The sequence below is a fragment of the Nodularia harveyana UHCC-0300 genome (genome assembly GCF_034931085.1).
Lineage (GTDB): Bacteria > Cyanobacteriota > Cyanobacteriia > Cyanobacteriales > Nostocaceae > Nodularia > Nodularia harveyana.
In genome coordinates, this window is record NZ_JAYGHG010000005.1 from 23,116 (window position 1) to 48,947 (window position 25,832).

The window sequence follows — 25,832 nt, forward strand, 5'->3', positions numbered from 1 at the left end:
GAAGTGAGGTTTTGTGCGTAAGTCCTAACCCGGATTTATCATCTCTTACTCTCTGCGCCTCTGCGTAATACTAATTCATGATTTCAATAAGTTTTCGGCACAGGCTAGCTGTAATTGAATGATTTCGCTAATCTGTGTACTAAAACCTTTTCTGGCTTGGAGAAATGCACTGTGATTTTTAGTGATTTGGTAATTGTTATCGCTCAGTTTTTGGTACTGGATTTTGTTTAATTCCAACATTCTAATTGTGTTATCAAGTTGATGATTTGTAGCTGGAGATGACACAATTGGTTGGAGAGTTTTCTGTCCCAGGTTTATTGACTCAGAAGATTGTAATTCTTCTCGATGCTCAAAACCGTGTCGGATGATATTTTTTGTTGGGTCTTCTAGTGGCTGGGTTGGGGGATTGTTTTTCTCGGAATTGTTGGGTAATAGTATATCCTGATGCAGTTTTTCTACTCGATAACTGTTGAGGTTGCTGGCAATATTTTCGTAGGTTTTGCGATTTTCTGGACTCAATATACTGTTAGTAATTGATTTACCGCCCAAGGTGATTGTTCTGAGGGTTAATTTGTTTTGTTTGATTGTGGTTGTACTGAGATTGTACAGAGGTGATAAATCTAAGTTGACTCGATGACTGACTAGTTTAGCTAAGGCTTTGACCATTGATGTATGGTCATCCATACCTCTACGATTAAGGGATACGGTGATGTGTTCTTTGTTTTCTAAAATTTTGCTAATCCAGCGAGAACAAACTCCACCTGCACCAGCTTCTACAAATATTTTTACGCCATCGTTGTAGACACGGTTGACTAATTGGGGAAAGTCGAGTTGTTGGCAAAGTCCGGTGGCTATGCTGTTAGCTATAACATCTCTATCCAGTGTGATGGGTTGAGATTCAGCCGCAGAGTAAAATGTTATTCCTGGTAGGTTTTGGGTAGGTAAGCTATTAACTTTAGCTATTTCTGCGTGTTCTGAACGCATGGCTTCACAATGAATTACATGGTCGAAGGGTGCGGGGAAGGAGTTACAACCCAAAGTTTTAATGACTCTTTGACAGGCAGTTTTTTCACCAGCAATTAGGACTTCTTCTGGTGTATTGATTTGAGTTAAATACACTCTTGGCTCATGTTTTAAACATTCTTCTACTTGGGAAGGTGTAGCCATGAGGACATAGGTAGCCCAGAAGTTATCTTCTTGTAATTCTGTGCTATTTGTTAAGCCCCAATATTGACGGACGGCATTTTTTGCGCCTGATAATTTATCCCCAAATAATGGTGATGAGTTGAGAGTATTACTACCACCTTCAAAATCACTCCAAACTCCTTGGGCTACCATCATACTGGTTTCACCCAAACTATAGCCAAAGACACATTTTGGTTTAACTTGAAAGTCGTCTCGGAAAATCGCTGTCATGTATCTAGCGAAGGCGATTTCACTTTCAAACATCCCCAGGGAATCATCTAATAGTTCTTTTTCGAGGTTTTCTAGTTGTCTGGTGGAAAGTTTGGGGAAGCTGCGAGGATAAACTAGTTTTTCTACATCCGCAGCACGGTTATAGAGGTTATTACTCTTTAAGTCCTCGAAGACTTTGGGGAATAGGCGGAAGACTGTTCGACCGATACCGATGTAGGAATTAACGGCGGCTGGATAGACATAAGCGACACTTGCGGTTTTACCCAAGGGTTTGGCTGTGAAATAACTACCTAATGGGGTTAGCCAGTCTGTACCTTTTTCAAAGGCTGTATTTACGCCTTTACGTGCAGCATCAATTTGTTTGAGGATTTCTTTTTTGTTCCGTCCGGTAATTGTTAGAGCATACTTAGCTTCAGAATTTTCTTTAAAGGTTGTGAAGGTTTGACTGGCTGTAGTTGATAGACAAGAACTATCTGCAATACTGTTTTCGAGACTATTTAAAACCTCTTGGAGGTTGCTTTGATTCTCAGCTGTTATGGGGAACAGATGAAAAGGCATTTGCTGTAAGAACTTACTATCACGCTCTTCTTGCTCAGGGTCTTCGGATAAGATGACGTGAGCATAGGTCTCGTCTATACCGATGCTATTGATGGCGGCTATACGACGGGTACTACCTTTATCGACAAACCAAGGTCTGGACTCTGTAGCGACATAGAAGGGGCTACCTGACCATTGTTGTGGTGTCTTTGCACCAGACCATTTAGGAGTGGAGGGAATGTATCTGTAATACAGACAGAGGGCGGTTTTGATTAAACTGGCAATTCCTGATGCTGTGTATGTATGACCGATATTAGCCTTGACGCTACCAATGGCACATTGCAAACCATTTCCAGTTTGAGGATAAGCCTGTAATAACCCGGTGATTTCGGCTTCGTCTTGTTGAGGAATACCACTCCCAAACACCTCTACATAGTTAATCTCTTGAGGTTGAATTTTGGCGATGTCAAAAGCTTGTTGACAAGCATCATTTGTGGCTGCTGCAAAACTGACGGCATCTAGTACGGCATATATTTTTTGGTTATCTTGTTGGGCGGTGTCATGACGCTTGAGGACAACTGCACCAGCACCTTCACCAACTGTCCAACCATCGGCGTTTTCGTCAAAACTTAAGGTATTGATGCCTTGATTGACTTTGGCTAATTGACTGCGTAATAAGACATTTTCTACACCGCCGGCTAAATCTATTGCACCTAAAACTACAGCCTCGACTTCTCCAGATGCTAGTAACATTTGTGCTACTTCTAAGGCTTTGAGAGCAGAGTTTTCACCAGCCGTCATTGTGAAAGCGGGTCCAGTAAAATTCCATAAAGCGGAAATTCTACCTGCCATAATATTGGCGATGTGACTCACATACTCGCTGGTTTCAACGGGATGATGAATACTATCTTTAACTACGCCTTCCAACTGTGAAAGTTCTGCATCTGGTAAAGAGATATTATCCTCTAATAAGCCCTCTTTTACCTGCCAAGATAAATCCCATCTTTGTTGTAACTGATGTACAGAAAGCTCGGTTTCAGCAGCGACAATGACGGCTACATTTCCGCCTGCTTGGAGTCCCGCATCTTCAACGGCACGGTTAGCAACTTTTAATAGTAAAAGTTGTTGAGGATTAAGTTTTTCAACTTCGTTGGGAGGAACCTTACAAGCTAAGGTATCAATGTCAAAGTCTTGGATGTATGCTCCAATTGGTGGTTTACCATCCTCTAAACCATACTCTTGTAGTAGGTTTGTTTGCTCGTCTATACCTTGCCATCTGGAGGGGGGTAGAGGAATAAAATGCTGTTTTCCTTCGTAAATACTGCGCTCAAAGGCATCTAATCCGTTACATCCACCAAAAAAGGCATCCATGCCGATAATGGCGATTTTGGCGGGTTCTACAGGTACATCTGAGTTGATAGCTGAGGCTGTATTTACTTGTTCAATAGGACTTACGCAAGAACTCTTTGAAAGCCTCTTAACTTCGTGTCCTTTGTGTCCTTCGTGGTTCGTTTTTTCATGATTTTGCGTAAGTCCTTGTTCAATAATTAAGTGGGAATTGGTTCCACCAAAACCAAAGGCGCTGATGGCGGCTCGTTTAATGGGTGTATTATTTTGAGGCCAAGCTGTGGCTTTTCTGACGATATTTTCGCTAGAAATAACGTTGTTGTCTGAGGCTAAGGGGACATCAACATTAATGGTAGGTGGAATGATGTTCTGAGACATACTCAGAATTACTTTTGTTAAGCCAACCATCCCCGCAGCAGTTAATAAATGCCCGACGTTGGCTTTAGCTGAACCTACTAAGGGTGAGGCTTGATGTTGTCCAAAAAAGGTAGCTATGGAATTGAGTTCGGTTGTATCTCCTAATAATGTGCCGGTAGCATGACATTCTAAATAGTCGATGCTTTGGGGGCTGATTTGGGCTTCGTTATAGGCTCTTTCAAAGGCGAGGACTTGTCCTTTGGTATTGGGGCTGAGTAGGTGTTTACCTTTACCATCGTTGGAGAGTCCGTTACCGCAAATTGTGGCGAGAATATTGTCTCCGTCTCTGACAGCATCGGTATATCTTTTGAGGACTACCATTCCTACACCGTCACCGGGAATTAAACCTCTGGATGTCTTATCTAGGGGGCGACTTGTACCGTCTTCGGAAAAGCCTTGAACACCGGAAAATAGCATCCGCACAAATAGGGAATCTGCACAACTGATGGCTCCGGCTAACATCATGTCGGCTTTATGGGATGATAGATAATGGGAGGCTAGTTTGATGGCATAAAATGAGGATGAACAAGCGGCATCTAGGCAGAAGTTAATTCTAGATAATGATAAGGCTTGAGCAACTATTGATGCTGGTAAGCCGGAAATCATGGCGTTGTAAATAGATGCTTTGGTGGCTGTGGGTAAGGCAGCTAAATCAAATTTTTCATGGTGCAGAAGTTCTTTAATGGCAGGTGCGATCGCTCGCTGATAAATAGGGGAGAATAATTGATGGGAAAGTCTGGTGGGAAATGATAGATTACCTAAAATTACGCCACATTTAGCTAGGAGGTCTTGATTTCCCCCGTAGCCACTATTTGCTAGGGCTTGTTTGGCTGCATATAATGACCATTTGAAGGTGTCGTCTAAACCTGCAATTAGTTCTGATGGGAGGTTATATTCAGATGGGTCAAATTGAAAGTCCCGAATGTATCCACCTTTGAGGGAATAGGTTTTGTCTGCTGTGCCTTTAGTTGGGTTGTAAAAAATAGTGGGATCTACCCCTATTTCGGCGATGGTTGCTGATGATGTGGCATCTTTTTTGTTAATCAGATTTTGCCAAAATTCTTCAGGGTTTTTAGCATCGGGAAATAGGCTGGATAATCCGATGATGGCTATTTTTTCCATTGTTATATCCTCAACAGTTTTGGGGTATTTAAAAGAAGGCAGGATTTACGCTGTTCCCCAAGTTTGAGAATTTTTTTTCACGCAAAGGCGCAAAGGCGCAAAGGAAGAAAGAAATAAGGAGCGTCTCTGCGTGAGAATTAAAGCCAAATAATTAACTTTTGAGTTGTTTCATTGACCAAATAATGGCATGAGCGCCTAACATTTGGGAGTATATTTTCCCCTGATTATCGTGTATGATAAAATCGGCGATCGCACTACTTGCTGTTTTAGTTTTTATTTCACAAGAAACGTAAAATGGTTCGTTGTGTGGGGTGGGGGCAAATTGTTCAAATTTCTCGACTTTTCCCGGTAAGCAACCTTCTTGATGAAAGTGTTGTGTCCAAATCCATAAGGCGTGCATACTCAGGTCTGTTGTATAGGGATTCACCCATTTAACGGGGAATTGTCCCTGTTGTTGGGGGGTGATTTCTGTCCACAAACATTCTGTGGTAATTTTTGCGGGGGTAATATTTAAAACTCTTTGGACTTCTTGAAATGAGGGACCATGAAATAATGTCTCTCCACCATTTTGATAGAAATCTTTGCCTGTGGTGGTAATGATATGATCTGGGTTGAGGTTGATGGCTGCATAAGTAGGTGCTGGGGGAATTTCTTTATGCAGGTTGAGTTGAGCGCTAAAATGATAATGGGTTTTTCCAGCAGCATTTTTACTGGATATTTTAGCTTTGACTATGATTTTTTCGGAGTTGATTTTTTCAATTTCTTCTATTTCTAAAATGTGTTCTTTGGCTAAGGTTTCATTGAAGGTAATTCCCTTTAAAACTTTGAAGTCTGTGTAATTTAATAATCTATAACCGGGATACATTTCCTCACAGCAATTAATGATCCATGTCATGGCACAGGTAGCAGGTAATACGGGAGAACCTGCGATCGCATGATCATATAAAAAGGGATTGGCTTCCAGTTTCATCTGGCGACGGATGCGATGAGTCCGCAGTTGGGAGTCTAATTCTGTTGTAGGGGGAACTAGGGGACTACCAATAACCACTTGTGCGGTATTACTATGGGAAGGGTGCAGTTCGTTCACTAGCATTTGTGTACCCACGTCCACGGGAATAATATCAATACCTCTTTCTGCAAAGGCTTTTTTCAATTCTGGGGAAACCATACCACTATCCCATGCGCCCCAGTTAATGGCGACGACGTGACACTGAGGATAATTTTGTTTGATTAAATGGGCTGATTTGTTGAGAATTTCGTTGGCGATCGCATAATCAGATTGTCCAATATTCCCGTAAAATCCAGTTACAGAGGAGAACAACACTAAATGCTGAAGTTGCTCAGGATTCACACAAGCTAAGATATTTTCTAATCCCTGCACCTTAGCTGTATAAACTTTCTCAAAATCCTGGTCAGTTTTCTTTTCAATCAGCTTATCAGCTAAATTTCCCGCGCCGTGAATAATTCCAGTTATTGCACCCACAGCAGCTAACTTTTGCTGTAAGTCTGCAACATTGGTGACATCAACGCTAATATATTCCGCCTCAGCCCCTGTTGCGGCTATACTTGCTAAGGTTTGTTTAATTTCTCGACTGGAAACAACCTGATTATATATCTTCAATACACTCATGGGGGTGGGCTTCTCTCCTTGAGCTAGAAGATTTTCCATGATGCGTTTTTTTAAAGCTGGTTCCTCGAAACAATCTTGAGCAAATTCTGGTTCGGTTTGTAACAGTTCGGAACGACCAAGGAGAATGAATTTACAAGGCTGGTGCTGTGCCATTTTGATCGCACATTGGGCTGTGATTCCTTTTGCGCCACCACTTACAACAAAAACTGATGAAGGGCGAATCTGTGTCTGTGTAGTCATATTTTTTTTGATTAAAGAGGAACGAACCGCCAAGTCGCCAAGAACGCCAAGAAAGAGTTTTTGCGCTCTTAAACTTTGCGCCTTTGCGCCTAACGCACTTTGTGCTAGAGCTTACAGCACGCTACGCGAACGCTTCGCTGATGCGTGAGACATAAAATAATTCTGAAACGTAGAGGGAGATATAGTACCTCCCTCATTCACGTTACTACTCGACAGAAGCAACTAAGGTCACACGTCCCTGTGAACCGTAAGCAACTTCACTGATATAAAGATTGGGGTCGTGTAATTCAGCGATAATATATGCTGCTGATGTTTGTGCATCTAATGTGGGACTCAAATCAATGGCGCGAGTAAATACTTTTGGCCATTCCCATTTTAAAGACTTGGTTAATCCGAATAATCCGGCTCCAATGGCTCCGAAGTTAGCTCTGAATGAAGTCGAAGAGTCTAACCCGAAAGCACCATCTAAACGGTTGACAGTTAAGAAATAACTGCGTTCATAACGCGCCACTTCATTAAGAGTTTGCTTGAGATGTTTCGCCATGAAGAAGACGTGCTTGACAATTTCTTTTTCTTGTGAAATAAAAGCCGGTCTTTGATGCGCCTCAAATACGGGATGAATATGGATGAAACCGCCGATGGTTCCGAAGTGAGTGGCGATCGCAGATAATTTATGTTGAAGTAATTCTTCTGTCATATCTGCGAGGACTACACGATTCACTCCGGCGGGTAAAAGGGATTGTTGGGGAACCACTGACGGGGGGAAACTTAAAACTACCACTTTCCCACCGCGATCGCTTAAAGTTTGAGCTACTTGTGAGGTGGTGAGGGACCCATCATCAGTGATGACAGTTACGTGTCCCTCTGGTAAAGCGAAATCTAAACTATCGGCGGGGGGGAGAAATTGCAGTTTAGCCGGTCGTCGTCTTACACCGTCAATTACCTGGACTGACTGGTGGCTAAAGTCCTGTTGAGGCTTTTTTTTTTCACCTCCAGCCAGCTTCTGGAGATAATCAACTATTTGACCGATGGTGCGGAGGTCTCCCAGTTCTTCAATATTCGGTTGGGGTAAATTGGGGTATTTATCTTGCATCGCGCCCAATATTTCTACCCGTTTGATGGAGTCAATACCTAAGTCAGCCTCCATGTCCATATCCATTTCTAGCATTTCTACTGGGTAGCCAGTTTTATCACTGGTGATGCTTAACAAGGTTTGACCCAAGTCTGCGTAATCATCCGTAGTTGCTATTTCTGGCTCCAGTTCTGTGGGGAGGGGGGTAGAGACAACCGAATCGGTCATCTCTACGGGACTGGGGATTTTGTTGCCCCCTATGGGGATAAGGGGCAAGGGGGATTGAGTAGATTCTAGCACAACTTCTTGATTAGTTGTGGAGGTTTCTGTTTCTACAGAACTACTACCCGATACATGGGATTGTAAATATTCTACGACTTCGCCAATGGAGCGTTTTTCGGATAATTCTTCTAAATTTGGCTGAGGTAAATCAGGGTATATATCCTGTAACGCGCCCAAGATTTCCACTCGTTTGATGGAGTCAATACCTAAGTCAGCCTCCATGTCCATATCCATTTCTAACATCTCGACTGGGTAGCCAGTTTTATCGCTGGTGATGGCTAATAAGTTGTTACCCAATTCGCTTAGATCGAGATTAGAAGTAGATACAGGCGCTGGTTCTTTTGCAACTACAGGTGTTGGTGCTGGTTCTTTTGCAACTACAGGTGCTGGTGCTGGTTCTGGTACAACTACAGGCGCTGGTTCTTTTGCAACTACAGGTGCTGGTGCTGGTTCTGGTACAACTACAGGTGTTGGTGCTGGTTCTGGTGCAACTACAGGCGCTGGTACTGGTTCTTTTGCAACTACAGGCGCTGCTGCTACTGTTGTTACCTGAGTGGAGATAACTTGAGAATATTCTTGTTTTATGAGTTGGAAAAACTTTTTGGCGTATTCCAACTGTTCCAGAAGATATTGTTCATGAATGCGTAGGGTTTCACCTTGTTGGCTGTGAAACTGCATCATCCCCCGTTCTATGCTTTCTTTGACAACTAGCTGTAGTTGTGCTGCTTCCGCCTGAGTTTTGCTGTTAGCAAATATTGTGTTCTGTTCCTGCATCAATTGGAAAAACGCTTTGGTATATTCCATCTGATGTTGCAGATAAGTCCCGTGGACTTGTAAATTGTCGGTTTGATTTTGCTGGAACTGTGTTAACAGATTTTCTAAACTTTCTAACGCCCGTTGGTAAGTTACAGGTTTTTCTGGTGTTGGTTGCATCTTTTTCTCCTGGACTGTTTCAGGCTGGGGTGCAGAATTAGTAGAGTTATGTGAAAATTCGGGCAGACTATCTATAGGATGGGGGACACGTCCATTAGTGGTGTGTTCTTTCGCTGGTGCGGTGGGGGTGACAATTTCGGAAAATTCCGGGGTGGATGTGACTACGGGTGCAGCAGGAAGAGTTACTTGATGTCCATTCTGCAAGGCTTCTGTAAAGGCGTTTTTGGTTTTTTCGGAGACATAGTTAATGCCTTTTAAACGCACATTTAAGGCCTTTTTCTGCTTAACTGGGGGTAATGCAGGTTCAAATTGGTAGGGGTCGAGGTTTTGTAAGGGTACGCCGACTACACGCAACTGCACTGCTGCTTCTTTGAGGGTGCGATCGCTATTCTTTTGAGTGCTGGGGTTCAAAGAGATAGTAAGATGGGGGCGATCGCCTAAAATATCCTTAACTAAGTTAGTCAAAATCCGCCGGGGGCCAAATTCTACAAAGCAGTAACCACCCGCAGCATAGATATTTTCGATTTCCTGCTTAAACATCACCGAACTAGCCAGGTGAGTTTCGAGGATTTTTTGAATCCCTTGGGGTTCTTGGGGATAGGTTTTACCTGTGACATTGGTGAATACAGGAATCTGAGGCTGATTGAATTTAACAGACTTAGTGGCGATCGCAAAAGACTTTTGAGCAAAAGCAATCAGAGGAGTGTGGAAAGCTGCGGACACAGGTAACACCACCGCAGTACAACCTTGCTCCTGCAAAGCCTGTCTCACCTTCATGATTTCCGCAGTCGGACCCGCCAAAACAATCTGTGTCGGAGAATTAAAATTAGCAACAGTCACCTGGGGAAAATTCCGCAGCACCACCGTCACCTTACTCATTTCCTCCTTCACCGCCAACATACTTCCAGCATCATGGTCAGGGTCTTCAGGCGCAGCCATAGCTTGACCTCTAGACTTAACGAGGAATAAATAATCCTCCTCACTCAACACCCCCGCAGCCCACAAAGCCGTTAATTCACCAAAACTGTGTCCCGCCACAAAATCGGATTTAAAACCAGCCTGTTGAAAAATAGAATACAACCCTGCACTAAACACCCCAATAGCAGGTTGAGCATATTCCGTCCGTTGTAGCGCCGCAACTTGGGCATTTTTCTCACCCTCATCAAACACCGGACGCGGAAACACAATTTCCGAAACTGGCTGCAAATTATCCTTCAGTAACAAACTATCCATACAGCCATGTAAACGGCGCATAATCGGAAAGTTCATCACCACATCCCGACCCATTTCCAGGTATTGGGAACCTTGTCCAGAGAACAGAGAAACAATCTTTCCGCCCAACTCCATTCCAGAGGAACGGTAATAAATACCTTGAGGATGTTCCCAAGCAGGTACTGAAGCTTTGTGTTTCAGCCAGTCAATACAAACTTGCATCAACTTACAAGCTTCTGGCAGATTCTCAGCCACAAACCCCACCCTAGCAGCAACCTGGGGAATTTCCACAGATTGGCATTCTTTAAGCAAAGCTGCAAAATGTCTTTCACCGCCATCTGCTTGCAACTTATTGAGAGTTTCCTCACACTTACTCAGCAACTCTGCCGGATTATTCGCAAACAACAGCACCTCACGAGCAGTACCATGTAAACGGTAAGGAAGATTTTCTGCGGTTTCGTATTCTTCCAAAACCACATGGTAATTTGTCCCCCCAAAACCGAAAGAACTCACACCAGCCCGTCTTGGCGCTTCACCTTCCGCCTTAATCCAAGGTCGAGTTTGGGTATTCAAATAAAATGAGGAATTTTTAATATCCAGTTTAGGGTTTGGCTCAGTAATATTGATAGTTGGTGGTAAAACCTTGTGATGCAGAGCCAAAGCTGTTTTAATTAAACTTGCTGCACCAGCCGCCGCCTTAGTATGACCAATTTGAGATTTCACACTACCCAAAGCAATATGTTGTTTTTGGGAATCATGTTGACTAAAGTAGTCCTTTATAGAACCAAACTCGATGGGGTCGCCAGCCATTGTCCCAGTTCCGTGGGCTTCTATTAAACCCACAGTCGCCGGAGAAAACCCAGCATCATCATAAGCACGTTCTAAAGCTTTAACTTGGCCTTCCTTCCGGGGAGCATAAATACTCTTGTAGCGACCATCACTGGAAGTACCAATCCCTTTAATCACCGCATAAATTTTATCGTTGTCCCGTTCCGCATCTTCCAAGCGTTTGAGGACATACATACAAACCCCTTCACCCAGCAACATCCCATCAGATGTAGCATCGAAAGGTTTAGTGTTTCCACTGGGAGAAACCGCCGGAGTTTTGCTGAAAGAAATGTAAGCCATAATGGTGTTGTCAGTGTCCACACCACCAGTCAGCATCATATCAGCCCGATATTCCACCAGTTCGCTGATAGCCATTTTCAAAGCGCCAAAGGAACTAGCGCAAGCCGCATCAACAACACAATTAGTTCCGCCGAAGTTCAAGCGGTTAGCAATTCTTCCCGCTACCACATTCGCCAACATCCCAGGGAAAGCATTTTCATCCCATTTGATGTAAGCACTTTTGATTTTCTCGATAATTTTTTGAGTATCTTCATCAGAAAGACCACTGCTTTTCAGCGCCTTTTCCCAAACAGGATACTCTAATCTGGCTGACAGTGGCATTCCCAATTGCTTGGCCATCGCCACCCCTAAAATTACCCCCACATTTTCACGACTAAACTCGGAAGATTCACCATAACCAGCATCTTCCATTGCTTCTTTAGCTATGACCAAACTTAGTAGCTGGGAAATATCTGTAACTTCTAGAATGCTGGGAGGAATACCAAATTCCATTGGGTTAAAATCAATCTCTGGAATAAACCCACCCCGTTTACAATAGGTTTTATCTTCAGAGGTTCTGGGGTTAGGGTCATAATAATCCTTGACGCTCCAGTGTGAATCAGGAACATCAGTAATACAATCAATTTTGTTAACGATATTTTGCCAGTATTGCTGCAAATTTCGCGCTTGAGGTAATAGAGAAGCCATCCCGACGATAGCTATAGGATTTTGTTGTAATTTTCTATTAATCTTGTTAATTGACATTGGTGTTTCCTTATGCAACTTCTTTTCCTCTATGGAACCAATCAAAGTTTTCTCAACACTTTTGATCAGGCTCTCTAACTCTGCCAAAGCCGTATCAATTGAATAAGCAGACATAGGGCATATACTGTTCTTAAGTACTGTGGATGATGATGTGTTGCTTACCATAGCGATCGCTACAGCAATTTCTGTCTCCACTGACAACTAGTTATTTTTGTTAGCAACAGTTAGTTGATACCGATTGGCAATTTGTAATTAACAAGTCAGATGACATTTGTTTGTAGAGAATTGGTATATTTATCTGCTTGTTTTTCAGAAATACCACAGAATATTTACTGTTTTTCCACCCTAATTAATTTCGGAATGTAGCCTTCATGCAATAATTTTATACAACACTGGATTCTTGATATTGAGGTAATAGGTCAATCACGTTATTGAAACTAGAGAAATAGTCTCGGAGTACGTTAGCCGCTTGACCTGTAAATTCCAGCCATTCGTAATTATGGAGATTTTGAGCAATTGTATCCCACTGGATTAAGGGAAACTGAGGAGTAGCTATTAGGACAGAAACGCTTTTTTCTCCCAAATTAGTTTGAGTATCTAGCCTAACCGCAGCAACGTAGCTGGTGTTAATGACAACGTTCTGTATCTTGATAAATGCCATAGCCGGTTTCAGCGTCCAGGATAATTTAGTTTAAGCAATTTGACCCAGAAAAGTTGACAACTTCGTTACAAAAAAATATTCCCTTTAATAGCGAATTTATCCACTTTTCTTAAGAAATCCTCACACACTCATAGGGTGATGACAAGACGGTTAGGTTTAGTTTTGCTGTTTCCAAGTTATACAAAATTACTAATTTCCTTGACCGCTTTCAAAGGTTTGAATTAATAAAAAGAATAGCATGATTCACAGAAACTAAATCATTTATTTAAAGTCTTTTTATAAATTGTCTAAATTATTCCCGGTAGCAATTGGGGAAATAATGCGGAATGCAAGTATAGGTAGTTACTCAATTAATGAACTAATATGGGGCTAAATGGCTTGTGTAGAGTAACTTGCTATCTCAGCACTTATATCTTCAACATTTAATCAATACATGACTCAAATTCATCACCATTTAAATTAATTTTCAGCAGAACATCATAATTAAAAGCCAAAAATACCTAGTGAAATAAATGGTAATTCATGAAGCAAATATTAATTCATCGGATAGTGCATAATAAACAAAATATATTTGTGATGAATAGCTTAAACTTGGAGATCATTTATTAATATCTGACAAAGCAGTTACAGATTTAGAAATCTGTTTGTGGGTTAAGTCAACATCAACTATTTTTTATTCTCTGGGGTGAGGAAATATCAAAATACTAAGATACTAAACCGATGTTCTGGGGTAATTTACCAGTCCATTGCTGCCAACGCATGATTCCGCGATTAACAAATTGGGGGTTTTCATCACCAATAAAACATATCCGCCCCATGCGTTCACAAGCAATGAGAATTTCACCATTACCCATAAAGGGAGCAATCACAAAATTATTGGGATGGGTATATAAATTAATTAAGTAGTTGACAATACCTTCTACACCATCAATATTAATTGGTGTCTGTGGTTGAGATATGGATTGGTGAGAAAAAATTCCTACGTAAAGATTACCCAGAATTAGTTCATATTGAAAGGGCATTTGGCTATGGCGATAAAAATCATAAATATGCCCCTGGGAACGTATTACCGCGACTACTCGCGCCTCATCTATTAAGTAATTATGCTCCCACTTTTCCGATAGGGTAGCGATCGCCAAGGCTGCATCTGATGGTAACAGGTTTCTAAACTCGGAACTAGCAGTATGATCACAATACACTAAATGCCGTCCTAACATCCATTCTTCACCAACTCTCACCCCCAATTCATCACTAGCAACAGATACTTCTGGCTGGCGTTGACCTTTTTTCAGCGCTAACTTAGCCTCCCTTTGCGCCATCACACTGTTGTAAGCCAAAATCTGTAACTCTTTTTGCTTCTTCCTAGCTGACAGCCCCAACTCCGCTAACCTGGGTAATTCTGCCTCATCACCCCTCGCCTGGGCTAACTCCCAATTCCTTTCCGACTCCTCCGCCAACAGACGTTCTTTACTCCCAGCCCTCGCTATTTTGAGTAATGCTGTGGGACTTTCAGCAATTGGCGAACCCTTAATGATTTCTTTGACTTCTGCGTGAATACTTTTAGCAATTTGTTTACCGTGCTGAAAGGTGCGTTCAGAGTAACCAACTTCTTTCGCTAATTCCAAAGTTCGTTTCAGAGGTGGTGAAACCGTTTCACCACCTTTACCTGTATATTGATTATCACCAACTTTCGCCCGAACCCCCATCCGCTCTAAAATCTGGTCACGTTCCCACCACAATTCCGAACGCTCTAAAGGTTCTAACTCATTGCGAATCAAATTTTCGTCAATTTCCGCCAACCGCGACTGGTCAGAGTTTTCATAGTTAACAATATGACACTCAATAGCCTCTAACCCCAAAAGTTTGCAAGCCGTCAACCGATGTAGACCAGCAATCAAATTCAGCTTTTTATCTACCGTAATCGGGTTTAATAAACCATTAGTGCGAATCGACTCCTGTAACTCCTTCACCTTTTCGCCTTTCACCGGACGACGGTTAAGACCAATGCGAATTTGATCTATGGAAACTATAGCCATAATTACTAAACTGTCGTGCAATCAGTCAAAAATATAGCAGGGAACAGGGAACGGGGAACAGCACTTCGGCTTACTTCGACTCCGCTCAGTACAAGTCGCTCAGTGTCCGGGAACAGGCTCGAAACTCGCTAATTGTGAGGATTTCATTATCTGTTTCTGTCCTTACCTCCTTGTCGGTTGCTATACATATAAATATATTGCATTAGTATACTCAATTAGTGGCGTTACTGAAAAAGCCAAAAATACCTTTCTTTCTCTTCCTACCTTTGCGCCTCTGCGTACGCCACTTGCTACAAGTCGGGAGACCCGCCCAACGCAGTGGCTTCTCTGCGTGAGCTAAATTCAGATTTACACGCCACAAGCCCAATTGACAAGGATATAGTTTTTTGCAATACTCAGACAACAGCTGATGCAACTTTTGCGAGTTAATTTTTCTCGGCGCTATGACCATCTTTAAGATTTAGCTTTCCTGGCTAGGCATATCGTATTTTACGCTACTAGATGAGGTGTCGAATTAGGATAAAAGTAAGGAAGGTTTGCAGTTCATCTAGTAAATTAAGGCGGCTGCACAGGCATACAACAATTTATATAGAACTAATTAGACCTCTTAAGGTACTGAAGGTAAAACCAGAGAGCAGAAGTACTCTTGGTTAATTTGCAGATGAGTCTATTGTATTCACATGATATAGCCATTTTAGGCTCTCCCCTGGCATAGCACACTTGGAATAAAAATATGGCAGCACACAAAAAACGCCTGTTACTCACAAAACCCCTCAGTCGGTGGCGGATGATTTTGGCAGCTTCAATCACTTTAGCCACTGGATTAGGATTTATTTACAGCTTTTCGCAAAATCGCTCCAGCCAGGAAGTTACAATAACCACAGAGAATTTATCCCAGACTCAGGCGACCCCTACCCCTGCAAAAGTAGCGGTGACGGCTTTGGGACGTTTGCAACCTGACGGTGAGGTAACTAATTTATCTGCGCCTAATTCAGTGAACGGTGTGCGGGTAGAAAAAACCTTGGTCAAGGAAGGAGAAGAGGTAAAAACTGGGCAAGTATTGGCATACTTAGAGAATTATGCCCGTGCCACCTCTGCCCTAGAACAAGCTTTAAATCAACTAGAAATTGCCAAAGTTAAACTAGCACAAGTCAAGTCTGGGGCGAAATCTGGAGATATTGCTGCTCAAAAAGCTGCGATCGCCCGTTTAGAGTCACAATTAAAAGGGGACATTGCCGCCCAACAAGCCACAATCAATCGTATCCAAGCCGAAGTAGAAAACGCCCAAACCGAAAACGACAGATATCAGCAGTTATACAAACAAGGTGCAGTTTCCGCCTCCATAGCAGACACTAAAGCCTTACAACTCAAGACCATACAACAGCAACTAACAGAAGCCCAAGCCAGCCTCAACCGTACTCAGAACACCCTCAAAAACCAACTCACAGAAGCCCAAGCCAGACTCAACAGTATTACCGAAGTCCGGACTGTAGACGTAGAACTAGCACAAACCGAAGTAAATAGTGCAGTAACTGCCATCAAACAAGCAAAAGCCGACCAAGAATTAACTTACCTCAAATCTCCCATAGATGGGCAAATCTTAAAAATTCACGCCAAAACCGGAGAAGTAATTAGCAACAACGGATTTGCCGAAATCGGTAAAATAGCTCAAATGTACGTAGTTGCAGAAGTCTATCAAACAGATATTCAAAAAGTCAAATTAGGACAAACAGCCACCATTAACAGCAACGCCTTTCCCGGAACAATCTCCGGAACAGTCAGCGAAATTGGTTGGCAAGTTGACAGACAAAGAATATTTAGCTTAAATCCCGCAGCAGATACAGACCGCAGAATAGTAGAAGTAAAAATCAGCATCAACGACCCCGCAGACATTGAACGCATATCCCGTTTAACCAACCTCCAAGTAGACGTAGCCATTCAAATCTCACAAAACTCACCCTCATAACTCTGTGTCCTCTGTGCCTCTGCGGTTAGTTCTTCCTCATCCACAAAGCACAAATTTTAACAACATCCCCAATGGTACTAAACCATGAAGTTTAAAATTCCTCTAGCCTGGCTACAGCTAGCCCAGCAAAAAGTCCGATTTGTCGTAGCTGTAGCTGGAATTGCCTTTATTGTCCTCCTGACATTTATCCAACTCGGCTTTCAAGATGCCCTCTACTCCAGCGCTACAGCACTGCATCAAAATATACGGGGTGATTTATTTGTAGTCAGTTCGCAATATAAATCATTAACCGCAACTCAAAGCTTCTCCCGGAGTCGTTTATACCAAACCTTGGGTTTTGAAGGAGTAGAATCAGTTAACCCCATATATTTGCAATTTGCGAAATTAAAAAATCCCGCCACTGGAGAGAAATATTCCATCTATGTCATTGGCTTTGACCCAGGTACATCTGTATTTAATATCCCCGAAGTTACCGAAAATTTAGACAAACTCAAAATTCCTGATATTGTATTATTTGACCGCATTTCCCGCCCCGAATTTGGTCCAATTGCCAGTAACTTCACCGCAGGAAATACTGAGCAGACCATTGAAATCTTCCCATTTGATGCGCCCATTGGTTACAGAGTTAGAGTTGGTGGTTTATTCAGCTTAGGCCCTTCCTTTGGAGTTGATGGTAACTTAATTGTCAGTGATTCAACTTTTCTGAGGATAAACCCCAATACTCGTCCCGCAGAAATGATTGATATTGGTGTAATCACTCTCAAGCCTGGCGCAAATAAAGACGCAGTTTTGCAGAAATTAGTCGCCAATTTACCTAATGATATCCAAATTTTTACTCGTCAAGGGTTTATTGATTTCGAGAAAGAGTATTGGGCTGTGAGAACACCCATCGGTTTTATTCTTAACCTGATGCTAACTATGGCTTCTGTAGTGGGTGTGGTAATTGTTTATCAAATTCTTTACAGCAATATTGCCACTCAATTGATTGCCTACGCCACCTTAAAAGCTATTGGATATGCTAACGGATATCTCTTAAATGTGGTATTTCAACAAGCATTAATTCTGGCTTTATTAGGTTATATCCCTGGTTTTCTATTTTCTGTAGGTTTATATAGTTTTGCGATGGATGTAACTAAGTTACCCATCATGATGACTGCGAATAATGCCATCATTGTCTTAGTTTCCGCAGTGCTGATGTGTATAACTTCTGGGTCTTTAGCTATCAACAAATTGCGTTCCGCAGACCCGGCTGATATTTTCTAATGATATCAAAAAAATGATTAGGAACCACAAAGGACACAAAGGTAAGAGGGTTTTCTAATTCTATTTTTATATAAGTATTTTCGGTTAATCAGGTTGCAACTACAAAAATGTAATTTATCCACGAGTTATATCGCTATGAATCTGCAAAATAAGACTGTCTTGATTACTGGAATTGATGATTTTATCGGTTTGCGTGCAGCCGAATTAGCTATAGCCCAGGGAATGAAAGTTCGCGGGATACAAGGTGCGCCTGATGTGAATAAAAATGCTCAAAATTTGGGGATTGAAATAGTTATTGGTAGCATTACTGATGGTAACTTTGCCCAAAAAGTTTGCCAGGGTGTAGATGTTGTTTTACATAATGCTCAAATTGCTCAAGAAGCTGGCGCAATTAAGGAATTTCGGGCGGTGAATGTGGGCGGTACGGTAAATATGGCTAAAGCGGCTAAAAATGCTGGAGTCAAAACCTTTGTCCATCTTTCTAGTGTGATGGTTTATGGCTTTAATTATCCAGATGGTGTTACAGAATCGGGGACTCTCTCTGGTGAAAAGAATCCCTATTGTCAGACTAAAATCGAAGCCGAAACCGAACTTTTACCTCTCAATTCTCCCCCTGATTTTGGTGTAATTATTATTCGGGCTGGGGATGTTTATGGTCCTGGGAGTCTTTCTTGGGTAGTGCGACCAATTACAATGATGCGTCAAAAGTTATTTGCTTATGCTAATGATGGTCAGGGAGTGATGAATCATGTATATATAGATAACTTGATTGATGCGGTTTTTCTAGCAATGGAAAAAGAAACCTATGGAGAAGTTTTTAATATTACCGACGGTCAAGGAACTTCCTGGAAAGAGTATTTTCTCCGTTTAGCAGCTATGGAAGGTTTGGCTGCACCTATGTCTTTACCTAAAGAGGAAATGAAGTTATTTCTGAAACTTCGCGCCCAAGGACAAAAACTTTTTCGTAAAAAAGCTGATATCCTCCCAGAGTCTGTTGATTTTATGAGTCGTCCTCATGCTTATTCCATTGCTAAAGCACAAACTTTATTAGATTATAAACCCAAAATTGACTTGGAAGATGGTTTGCGACTCACACAAGAATGGTTGCAAAAAACTGATATTTAGAAGCTGGGTACATAGTTTTTAGATTGTAATGAAATTTTTTTTATATGACTAAGAATCCGCCAAAATTAAGTGTTGGTTTGCCTGTATATAATGGCGAGAAATATATCAAGGCTGCCCTTGATTCACTGTTGGCTCAGAGTTTTACGGATTTTGAATTAATTATCTCAGATAATGCTTCCACGGATAATACTGAAGCAATTTGTCGAGCTTATGCGGCTGAGGATAAACGGATTCGTTATTACCGTAATCAGAATAATCTCGGTTGTTCCCATAACTTTAATCGAGTGTTTGATTTATCTGTAGGTGAATACTTTAAATGGGCTGCTTATGATGATTTACACGCTCCAGATTTTCTGATCAAATGTGTGGAGGTACTTGACGATAATCCCTCAGTTATTTTGTGCCATTCTCACGTATATTTTATTGATGAAAACGGCGATTTTCTGCAAAACTACAATATCAAGCTCAAGACTGATTCGCCAAAACATCATGAGCGTTTTCATGAGTTACTTACGAAGCATTTCTGTTATCAGATGTATGGCGTAATTCGTGCCAGCGCTCTCAGAAAAGTACCGCCGATGGGTAGTTATGGGACTGCGGATGGAATTTTGTTATTAAGATTGGGTTTACTGGGTGAGTTTTATGAAATTCCAGAATACCTATTCTTTGCTCGACTCCATTCGCAGCAATCTTTGAGTATGTTCTTTCCTGATTATCATTTGTTGATAAAAGAGAAGGGTCAATATACTGCTAGTATTTTCCCTAATTTTTATGCTTATACGGTTTGGTTTGACTCAGCAAAGAAAGGCAGGATTTTGTTTCCCCATTGGCGAATACTTTGGGAATATATACTTTCTGTCTGGCTGTTTAAGCTGACTTTTTATCAACGTATCCGTTGTCATTTCAGTATTTATCAACAGTTACAAGGAGCCGAATATCTTTTGCTTAAAGATTTATTTAAGGCAACTCAAGCAATATTTGGGCGGTGGTTTCTACCCAAAGTTAAACCCACAGCTTATTTCCCTTAAAAGTAATGACTGTGAAGGTTGATGACCAAGTAAAATTAGTAGTTGAAGTTAGCCAAATATGTGGAATTTAACTGTCTTCAAACCTATAATCCTGGGTACTCTATTGAGCATAGGATTAGGGAACACTGTCAATGCTGAAGCTATGACCAAACTCACAGTTGTAGTGGATGGCATCAAGCACAAAACTGGTGAAATTTGTCTGGGAGTTTACCCTAGTGCTAAAGGTTTCCCTATGAGTACAAATGATGTGATTAAAAGTGCTTGTTTGAAGCCAAAAGGAGATACCTTAACTCACGTTTTCTCTGGCTTAAAACCGGGCAATTATGCCGTAGCCATCGTGGACGATCAAAATGGCGATCGCCAACTAAATAAAGACTTTCTCGGCATCCCCAAAGAAGGTTTTGGTATTTCCCAAAATCCCACAGTTTCCGTATTCACTGGAACACCAAAATTTAATGATGCTAGTTTCCTTCTAATCCGAAATCAAAATACCACCATCAACATTTTGATGAAATATTCCCTTGATTCCTAAAAAGAAAATCGGAATTAATCGTAACTAAGAGCATCCCAACTTTGCAAAAACACGGAATAAGTATCAGAAAATCCTCTTCTTACTTCTTTCTTCTTACTTCGTGTTCTTTGCGTCCTTAGTGGTTCGTTAATTTCATATCTTTCTGAAGTTAGAAGCTCAGAAAAAATAAACTTACACATTTGGGATGCTCCCTCGCAACTCGCCATTACACAAGGCAAATTTGCCGGACATTATATATGAAAGAGTTGACGATCTTCATTACTCAGTCTCTGCTGAGTTGGCTGGCTATCCAAATGATATTAGCACTGGTTTTTCTGTTCTATGTGCGATCGCCTCAAGCACAAAATTCATTAACCGATGAACAGTTACCAAAAACCGCCGTAATTCTCTGCCTAAGAGGAGCAGATCCCTACTTACCTCATTGTATCGAAGCACTGTTAAATCAGAATTACCCAGACTACGACTTAAAGGTAATTGTTGATAGTCCAGCAGATCCGGCTTGGGAAGTTGTGAATGAAATCATCAACGCAGAGGGAAGCAGCAACGCCCAAGTCAGCCCTCTGAGGATTATTCGACATAACTGTAGTCTCAAATGCAGTTCCCTATTGCAAGCAGTTTCCGACCTAGATGAATCTTATCAGGCGATCGCCCTAGTTGATGCAGATACCATCGTCCATTCTAACTGGCTACGGGAGTTAGTTATCCCCTTAAATCATCCCAAAATTGGAGCTACAACCGGAAACCGATGGTTTGTCCCCACAGATAAATATTGGGGTTCCTTAGTACGCTACATCGGTAACGTCTCCACAGTTGTGCAAATGTACCTATTTCAAGTTCCTTGGGGTGGGAGTTTAGCCATCAAAACAGACGTAGTGCGCCAAACAGGTCTATTAGAAAAGTGGGGACAAGCCTTTGGCGAAGATTATATGATTCACAGCATCCTTAAACAGCATGGGATGCGCGTCAAACTTGTACCCTCTCTAATTATCCTCAATCGGGAAGAGTGCGATTTACTCGGCTTCCTCGAATCTCTCAAACGAGTAATCTTATATTCTCGGCTTTACCATCCCCGTTGGTTAGCAATAGTTGGTGATGCAATTTCTAGCATTCTCTTTCCTTGTGTAGCAATAGTTTTATTTCTATTCGCCCTCTTAGATACACAATGGAACTTAGCATTTATTGTATTATCAACTTATTGCATATATACCGTAGGACTACTTTTATTAACTCTGATTTTAGAGTTAGGAATCAGCCCAATTATCCGTTCCCAAGGTCAGTCCACCACTAAATTATCAATGGAAATAGTGGGAAAAATATTAATTGCTATACCCCTCACACAGTGGGTATATGGGTTAGCCCTACTATCTTCTCTGTGGATGTCCACCGTTAAATGGCGCGGTATTGTTTATCGGGTGCAGAATCCTTGGAATATCCGACTAGTTGAATATCATCCTTATGATTTGTTGGATCAACCTATTGATGGAAAAATTTCTCTTTGAGGGGGATCAAAACTATTTACAGCCAAAGAAATAGTTTTCAGTAAATCTGATTTCTTTGTGTACCGATGCGTACTTTGCAGTGAATTTTTTCATGATTTTGCGTAAGTCCTGGGATTAATTTTTCCGAAATTAGCGTTACACCAATTTTCCTCTGAATCCAAATACACAAAATCACTGAAATTATGAACAAGCAACCGCTTCGCATTGCACTATTTACCGGATTGTATGCACCTTTTTTAACCGGGGTTTCCGTAGCAGTCCACCAAAGGGTACGCTGGTTACTAGAACAAGGACATGAAGTGTTTCTGGTTCACCCAGCAATTAACAATAAGTATCCCAAAAACGTCGGTAAGCGTCCGATGGCAGGACTAGAAGAATTACAGCCTTTTCCTAAATTTTCCTCTTATGCTTTCCCCACACAGCCACTAATTTTCTACAAGTCTTTACCTCAACCTCTACACCATCGAAATTGGAGTGATACTAAGTTATTAGAAAAATTTCAACCTGATATTATTGTAGTCGAAGAAGCGCCACAAATGCGGGGCTTTTACTCAGTTTTCTTGCAGGGTTATGGTCGCCCCATTGGAGTTGAATATGCTAAAAAAACCGGGACTCCAATTATTTCGATTTTCCACACTGATATTGTTGCCTATATCCAATACTACTTGGGTAATCAGGTTTTCAATTTGATGCGTCCGATTATTCCTATGTTAGTTAAGCAATCTACAGAAGTTTATGACCGGAATTTATTTTCTTCTCAAGAACAACTCTTCAAATATCAGAAGCTAAATTGTCAACGGGGGGAATATGTTCCTTATCAGGGAATTGATTGTGAAAAATTTCACCCGCGTAATATTATCCACAACCCCATCCCTGATGACAACAGACCAACTATCATATTTGTGGGACGGATTACAGCAGAAAAAAATGTTCTGCAATTGATAGAGATGTTTCCTCTGATTGCTGAGAAAATCCCTGATGTCCATTTGGTAATTATTGGTAGTGGTCCACTAGATGAAGAACTGCGTCGCCAGTCTCAAAAGTTTGCATCTGGAATTACTATCTGGGGAGAGTCTCACGGGAAAGAGCTTTTGGGTTGGTTTGCGCGTGCAGATGTGTTTGTTAACCCTTCGGCGACTGAAAATTTCTGTACTACTAATAACGAAGCCTTGGCTTCTGGTACGCCTGTGGTGGCGGTGGTTGCGCCTTCAACCTCTGAGCAAATTTTTCCTGGTCTGAATGGCTTTTTAGCTAAAGCGAATAATCCCCAGGATTTTGCCGAGAAGGTGGTGGCTATTCTGGAAAATTCCCAACTAAAAGCGACAATGACTGCACAGGCTCGTCCTTCGATCCTCAAATATGATTGGTCAGCCTGTACAGAAAAGTTTGAGGAAAAACTTTATGAAATCATTGCGGCTAATGAAAAGGTAGAAGCTAAGAAGGTTTGTTAATTCGGGATTGGGGACTAGGAAGTTTTCCCCCCCGCTCCCCTTCGACTGCGCTCAGGGCAAGCCTGCTCCCCTGCCTCTTCTTTCCCCTTACTGTGAGGCTTTTTCAATTTGTTGGGTGAAGTACGTTTCTTGATGTTGCAGTTGTTGGGCTAGTTCTAATCCTCTTTGAAAGGCTGTGAGTGCTTGGGGATATTCTTGACGTTCTAGATACAATTGCCCAATTTGATCATAGGCTTGCATCATTCCGTAATAATTGACGGCTTTTTCTTGGGTTTCAATAAGAATTTGGCTAGTTTGCAAGGCTGATTCTATTTGTCCTTGGGATTGATATAAAGGAATTAACTTTTGCAAGGCTTCCGCCCCTCTTGCATACTGGCGCGATCGCATGGCGGTTTCATAGGCTTGTTGATAATTGTTAAATGTTTCTCTGAGTAAACTCGGATTTTCCTGGGCGAGTATTTGATAATTGGCAGCAATGGCTAGTTGCAATTGAGGAATTTTACTGAGGTTATTTTCCTCTTGGTATATTTCCACTAGTCTGTTGAGAACATCCACTGCTGATTGAGCTTGTTTCTCTTGTTGGTAGATATAAGCTAGCTCTTGCAGATATGCTAACTCGGAGGAGCGATCGCTCTGGGTCGCTGTTAAATTCAATAATTTTTCATAGGTGGCGGCTGCTTGAGGATAATCAAACCAACTCAAATGCAGTTCGCCCATTGTTTTTAGGGTTTGTAAAACTGCGGCTGCATCTTGTTTGGCTTCCACGGCGGTTAAAATTTGCTGATAAACTCGTAAAGCCATTTTGGGCGATCGCACCTTCTCATAAGCTACACCCAGCGATCGCATTAATTCTAAATCTATAATCTTGGGCTTTTGGATTTCCTTTTCAATATTTTGCAAACGCTGTGTAATATATCTTACCTGCTCGCTAGCATTACGACTCCAGGCGATCGCCCCAAACCGCGACAAAGCTTGTAATTCTGCCAAGGGACTCAAATAACGCCGCAAGCGTACCTCCCGGTTCCAGATCCCAAATGCACCTTCCTGATCACCTGCTTGCAATTTCGCCGTCGCTTCCTGATTCAACTCATCCAACGCCCCCTGTAACCTTTGCATTTCGGGGAGAGTTAACTGTTGTTTATCCGCCGAAGCCGGTAGCAATGGATCTGGGGTGGTCACTTCTAGGGGATTGGGGGGAAATTTATCCGCCTGTCTCGCCTCCACAGGGGTCAAGGAACTGTTCAACTGACAAAGGATAGCAACACTAACAGTAATACATAAGCGCCTGAGCATGGGTAATTTACCTAAAATGGGAATAGGGCATAGGGTATGATCACCATACCCACAAATTTTAACTGCCAACTTATGGGACGCAGCAATAATCCATAATTCTCCCCATTCCCCATAAGAGGCGGGGGAGCAGGGAGCAGGGAGCAGGGGGGAAGAAGCAAGGGAGCAGGGAGCAGGGAGCAGGGGGGAAGAAGCAAGGGAGCAGGGAGCAGGGAGCAGGGGGGGAAACTTCCTAGTCCTCAATTCCCTATTCCCCAATTCCCTATACAATAAGTCCAGAGAATTTTAAACATCTGTAATCAATAATTCTATGGATATTGTCACCTTGGCTCGCTTGATGGCGGCTGATTTTAGTAATCAAGCACAGGCTTTTGAAAACCCACCTTTTTTTGCTCACATTCGCGTGTGTATGCGCCCCCTACCTGTAGAGGTATTATCAGGAGTCAGTTTGTTTGTGGAACAGGCTTATGATTATATGCTCAATGACCCTTATCGTGTGCGGGTATTAAAATTACTGGATACAGGGAACGGCATCGAAATTGAAAACTATACTGTCAAAGAAGAAGAAGACTTTTATGGTGCATCCCGTGACCTTACACGGCTGAAAACTTTAACAGGCGATCGCTTAGAAAAGCTACCAGGATGTAACATGACTGTAGAGTGGTCTGGTAACAGTTTCAAAGGCAAAGTCCAACCCGGTAAAGGTTGTATCGTCTTTCGGAAAGGGCAAAAAACCTATTTAGATAGTGAATTTGAAATTGACGAAGAGAAATTTATCAGTCTAGATAGAGGTAGAGACTTAGATAGCAATGAACATATTTGGGGTTCTGTCGCTGGACCATTTTACTTTGTGCGTCGCCACAGCTTTGCTGATGAAGTGATATCCCTCACACAAGTATAG

Annotated in this window: 14 protein-coding genes; 8 read left to right on the top strand and 6 right to left on the bottom strand. The window is 41.9% G+C overall.

Annotated elements, in window-relative coordinates:
• Window positions 1-75 precede the first annotated feature (75 nt).
• From VB620_RS04875 to VB620_RS04895, 5 genes are all read right to left on the bottom strand, one after another.
• Window positions 76-4,839 (bottom strand): PfaB family protein, encoded by a 4,764-nt coding sequence (locus VB620_RS04875; RefSeq protein WP_323195019.1) that lies wholly within the window; start codon window positions 4,837-4,839, stop codon window positions 76-78.
• A gap of 151 nt (window positions 4,840-4,990) precedes the next feature.
• On the bottom strand, window positions 4,991-6,709 hold the full coding sequence (locus tag VB620_RS04880) for an SDR family NAD(P)-dependent oxidoreductase (protein WP_323195020.1): 1,719 nt from the start codon (window positions 6,707-6,709) through the stop codon (window positions 4,991-4,993).
• A 205-nt stretch (window positions 6,710-6,914) separates the two neighbouring features.
• A complete protein-coding gene (locus tag VB620_RS04885) occupies window positions 6,915-12,194 on the bottom strand; it encodes a polyketide synthase (protein WP_323195021.1) in 5,280 nt (1,759 codons plus the stop codon).
• 268 nt (window positions 12,195-12,462) lie between these two features.
• Entirely contained in the window at window positions 12,463-12,741 is a 279-nt protein-coding gene (locus VB620_RS04890) for a hypothetical protein (protein ID WP_323195022.1), read from the bottom strand.
• Window positions 12,742-13,445: 704 nt separating this feature from the next.
• Window positions 13,446-14,777 (bottom strand): ParB N-terminal domain-containing protein, encoded by a 1,332-nt coding sequence (locus VB620_RS04895; RefSeq protein ID WP_323195023.1) that lies wholly within the window; start codon window positions 14,775-14,777, stop codon window positions 13,446-13,448.
• A 733-nt stretch (window positions 14,778-15,510) separates the two neighbouring features.
• Between VB620_RS04895 and VB620_RS04900 the strand changes: the two genes are divergently transcribed.
• The 7 genes from VB620_RS04900 to VB620_RS04930 all read left to right on the top strand — a co-directional run bounded on the left by VB620_RS04900 (window position 15,511) and on the right by VB620_RS04930 (window position 23,641).
• Window positions 15,511-16,743: an ABC exporter membrane fusion protein gene (locus VB620_RS04900; RefSeq protein WP_323195024.1), complete on the top strand. Its 1,233-nt coding sequence runs from the start codon at window positions 15,511-15,513 to the stop codon at window positions 16,741-16,743.
• A gap of 84 nt (window positions 16,744-16,827) precedes the next feature.
• Window positions 16,828-18,006 carry an ABC transporter permease DevC gene (gene devC, locus VB620_RS04905; protein WP_323195025.1) on the top strand — a complete coding sequence of 393 codons (1,179 nt, stop codon included), beginning with the start codon at window positions 16,828-16,830 and terminating at the stop codon, window positions 18,004-18,006.
• A gap of 135 nt (window positions 18,007-18,141) precedes the next feature.
• Window positions 18,142-19,131: an NAD-dependent epimerase/dehydratase family protein gene (locus VB620_RS04910; protein WP_323195026.1), complete on the top strand. Its 990-nt coding sequence runs from the start codon at window positions 18,142-18,144 to the stop codon at window positions 19,129-19,131.
• A gap of 44 nt (window positions 19,132-19,175) precedes the next feature.
• Complete coding sequence (locus tag VB620_RS04915; RefSeq protein ID WP_323195027.1) at window positions 19,176-20,159, top strand: glycosyltransferase family 2 protein; 984 nt, start codon at window positions 19,176-19,178, stop codon at window positions 20,157-20,159.
• Window positions 20,160-20,217: 58 nt separating this feature from the next.
• Entirely contained in the window at window positions 20,218-20,691 is a 474-nt protein-coding gene (locus VB620_RS04920; RefSeq protein ID WP_323195028.1) for a DUF2141 domain-containing protein, read from the top strand.
• Between the two features lie 236 nt (window positions 20,692-20,927).
• Window positions 20,928-22,190 carry a glycosyltransferase gene (locus VB620_RS04925; protein WP_323195029.1) on the top strand — a complete coding sequence of 421 codons (1,263 nt, stop codon included), beginning with the start codon at window positions 20,928-20,930 and terminating at the stop codon, window positions 22,188-22,190.
• A gap of 182 nt (window positions 22,191-22,372) precedes the next feature.
• Entirely contained in the window at window positions 22,373-23,641 is a 1,269-nt protein-coding gene (locus VB620_RS04930; protein WP_323195030.1) for a glycosyltransferase, read from the top strand.
• Between the two features lie 87 nt (window positions 23,642-23,728).
• Here the strand turns inward: VB620_RS04930 and VB620_RS04935 are convergent, their stop codons facing one another.
• On the bottom strand, window positions 23,729-24,934 hold the full coding sequence (locus VB620_RS04935; protein ID WP_323195031.1) for a tetratricopeptide repeat protein: 1,206 nt from the start codon (window positions 24,932-24,934) through the stop codon (window positions 23,729-23,731).
• A 295-nt stretch (window positions 24,935-25,229) separates the two neighbouring features.
• Between VB620_RS04935 and VB620_RS04940 the strand changes: the two genes are divergently transcribed.
• Window positions 25,230-25,832, top strand: coding sequence for a chromophore lyase CpcT/CpeT (locus tag VB620_RS04940; protein WP_323195175.1), 603 nt, complete (start codon window positions 25,230-25,232; stop codon window positions 25,830-25,832).

Coding starts and splice junctions, on each gene's coding strand:
- VB620_RS04885 (WP_323195021.1), bottom strand. CDS start 12,194: ATGTCTGCTTATTCAATTGATACGGCTTTGGCAGAGTTAGAGAGCCTG.
- VB620_RS04910 (WP_323195026.1), top strand. CDS start 18,142: ATGAATCTGCAAAATAAGACTGTCTTGATTACTGGAATTGATGATTTT.
- VB620_RS04925 (WP_323195029.1), top strand. CDS start 20,928: ATGAAAGAGTTGACGATCTTCATTACTCAGTCTCTGCTGAGTTGGCTG.
- VB620_RS04915 (WP_323195027.1), top strand. CDS start 19,176: ATGACTAAGAATCCGCCAAAATTAAGTGTTGGTTTGCCTGTATATAAT.
- devC (WP_323195025.1), top strand. CDS start 16,828: ATGAAGTTTAAAATTCCTCTAGCCTGGCTACAGCTAGCCCAGCAAAAA.
- VB620_RS04895 (WP_323195023.1), bottom strand. CDS start 14,777: ATGGCTATAGTTTCCATAGATCAAATTCGCATTGGTCTTAACCGTCGT.
- VB620_RS04875 (WP_323195019.1), bottom strand. CDS start 4,839: ATGGAAAAAATAGCCATCATCGGATTATCCAGCCTATTTCCCGATGCT.
- VB620_RS04935 (WP_323195031.1), bottom strand. CDS start 24,934: ATGCTCAGGCGCTTATGTATTACTGTTAGTGTTGCTATCCTTTGTCAG.
- VB620_RS04920 (WP_323195028.1), top strand. CDS start 20,218: ATGTGGAATTTAACTGTCTTCAAACCTATAATCCTGGGTACTCTATTG.
- VB620_RS04900 (WP_323195024.1), top strand. CDS start 15,511: ATGGCAGCACACAAAAAACGCCTGTTACTCACAAAACCCCTCAGTCGG.
- VB620_RS04880 (WP_323195020.1), bottom strand. CDS start 6,709: ATGACTACACAGACACAGATTCGCCCTTCATCAGTTTTTGTTGTAAGT.
- VB620_RS04930 (WP_323195030.1), top strand. CDS start 22,373: ATGAACAAGCAACCGCTTCGCATTGCACTATTTACCGGATTGTATGCA.
- VB620_RS04890 (WP_323195022.1), bottom strand. CDS start 12,741: ATGGCATTTATCAAGATACAGAACGTTGTCATTAACACCAGCTACGTT.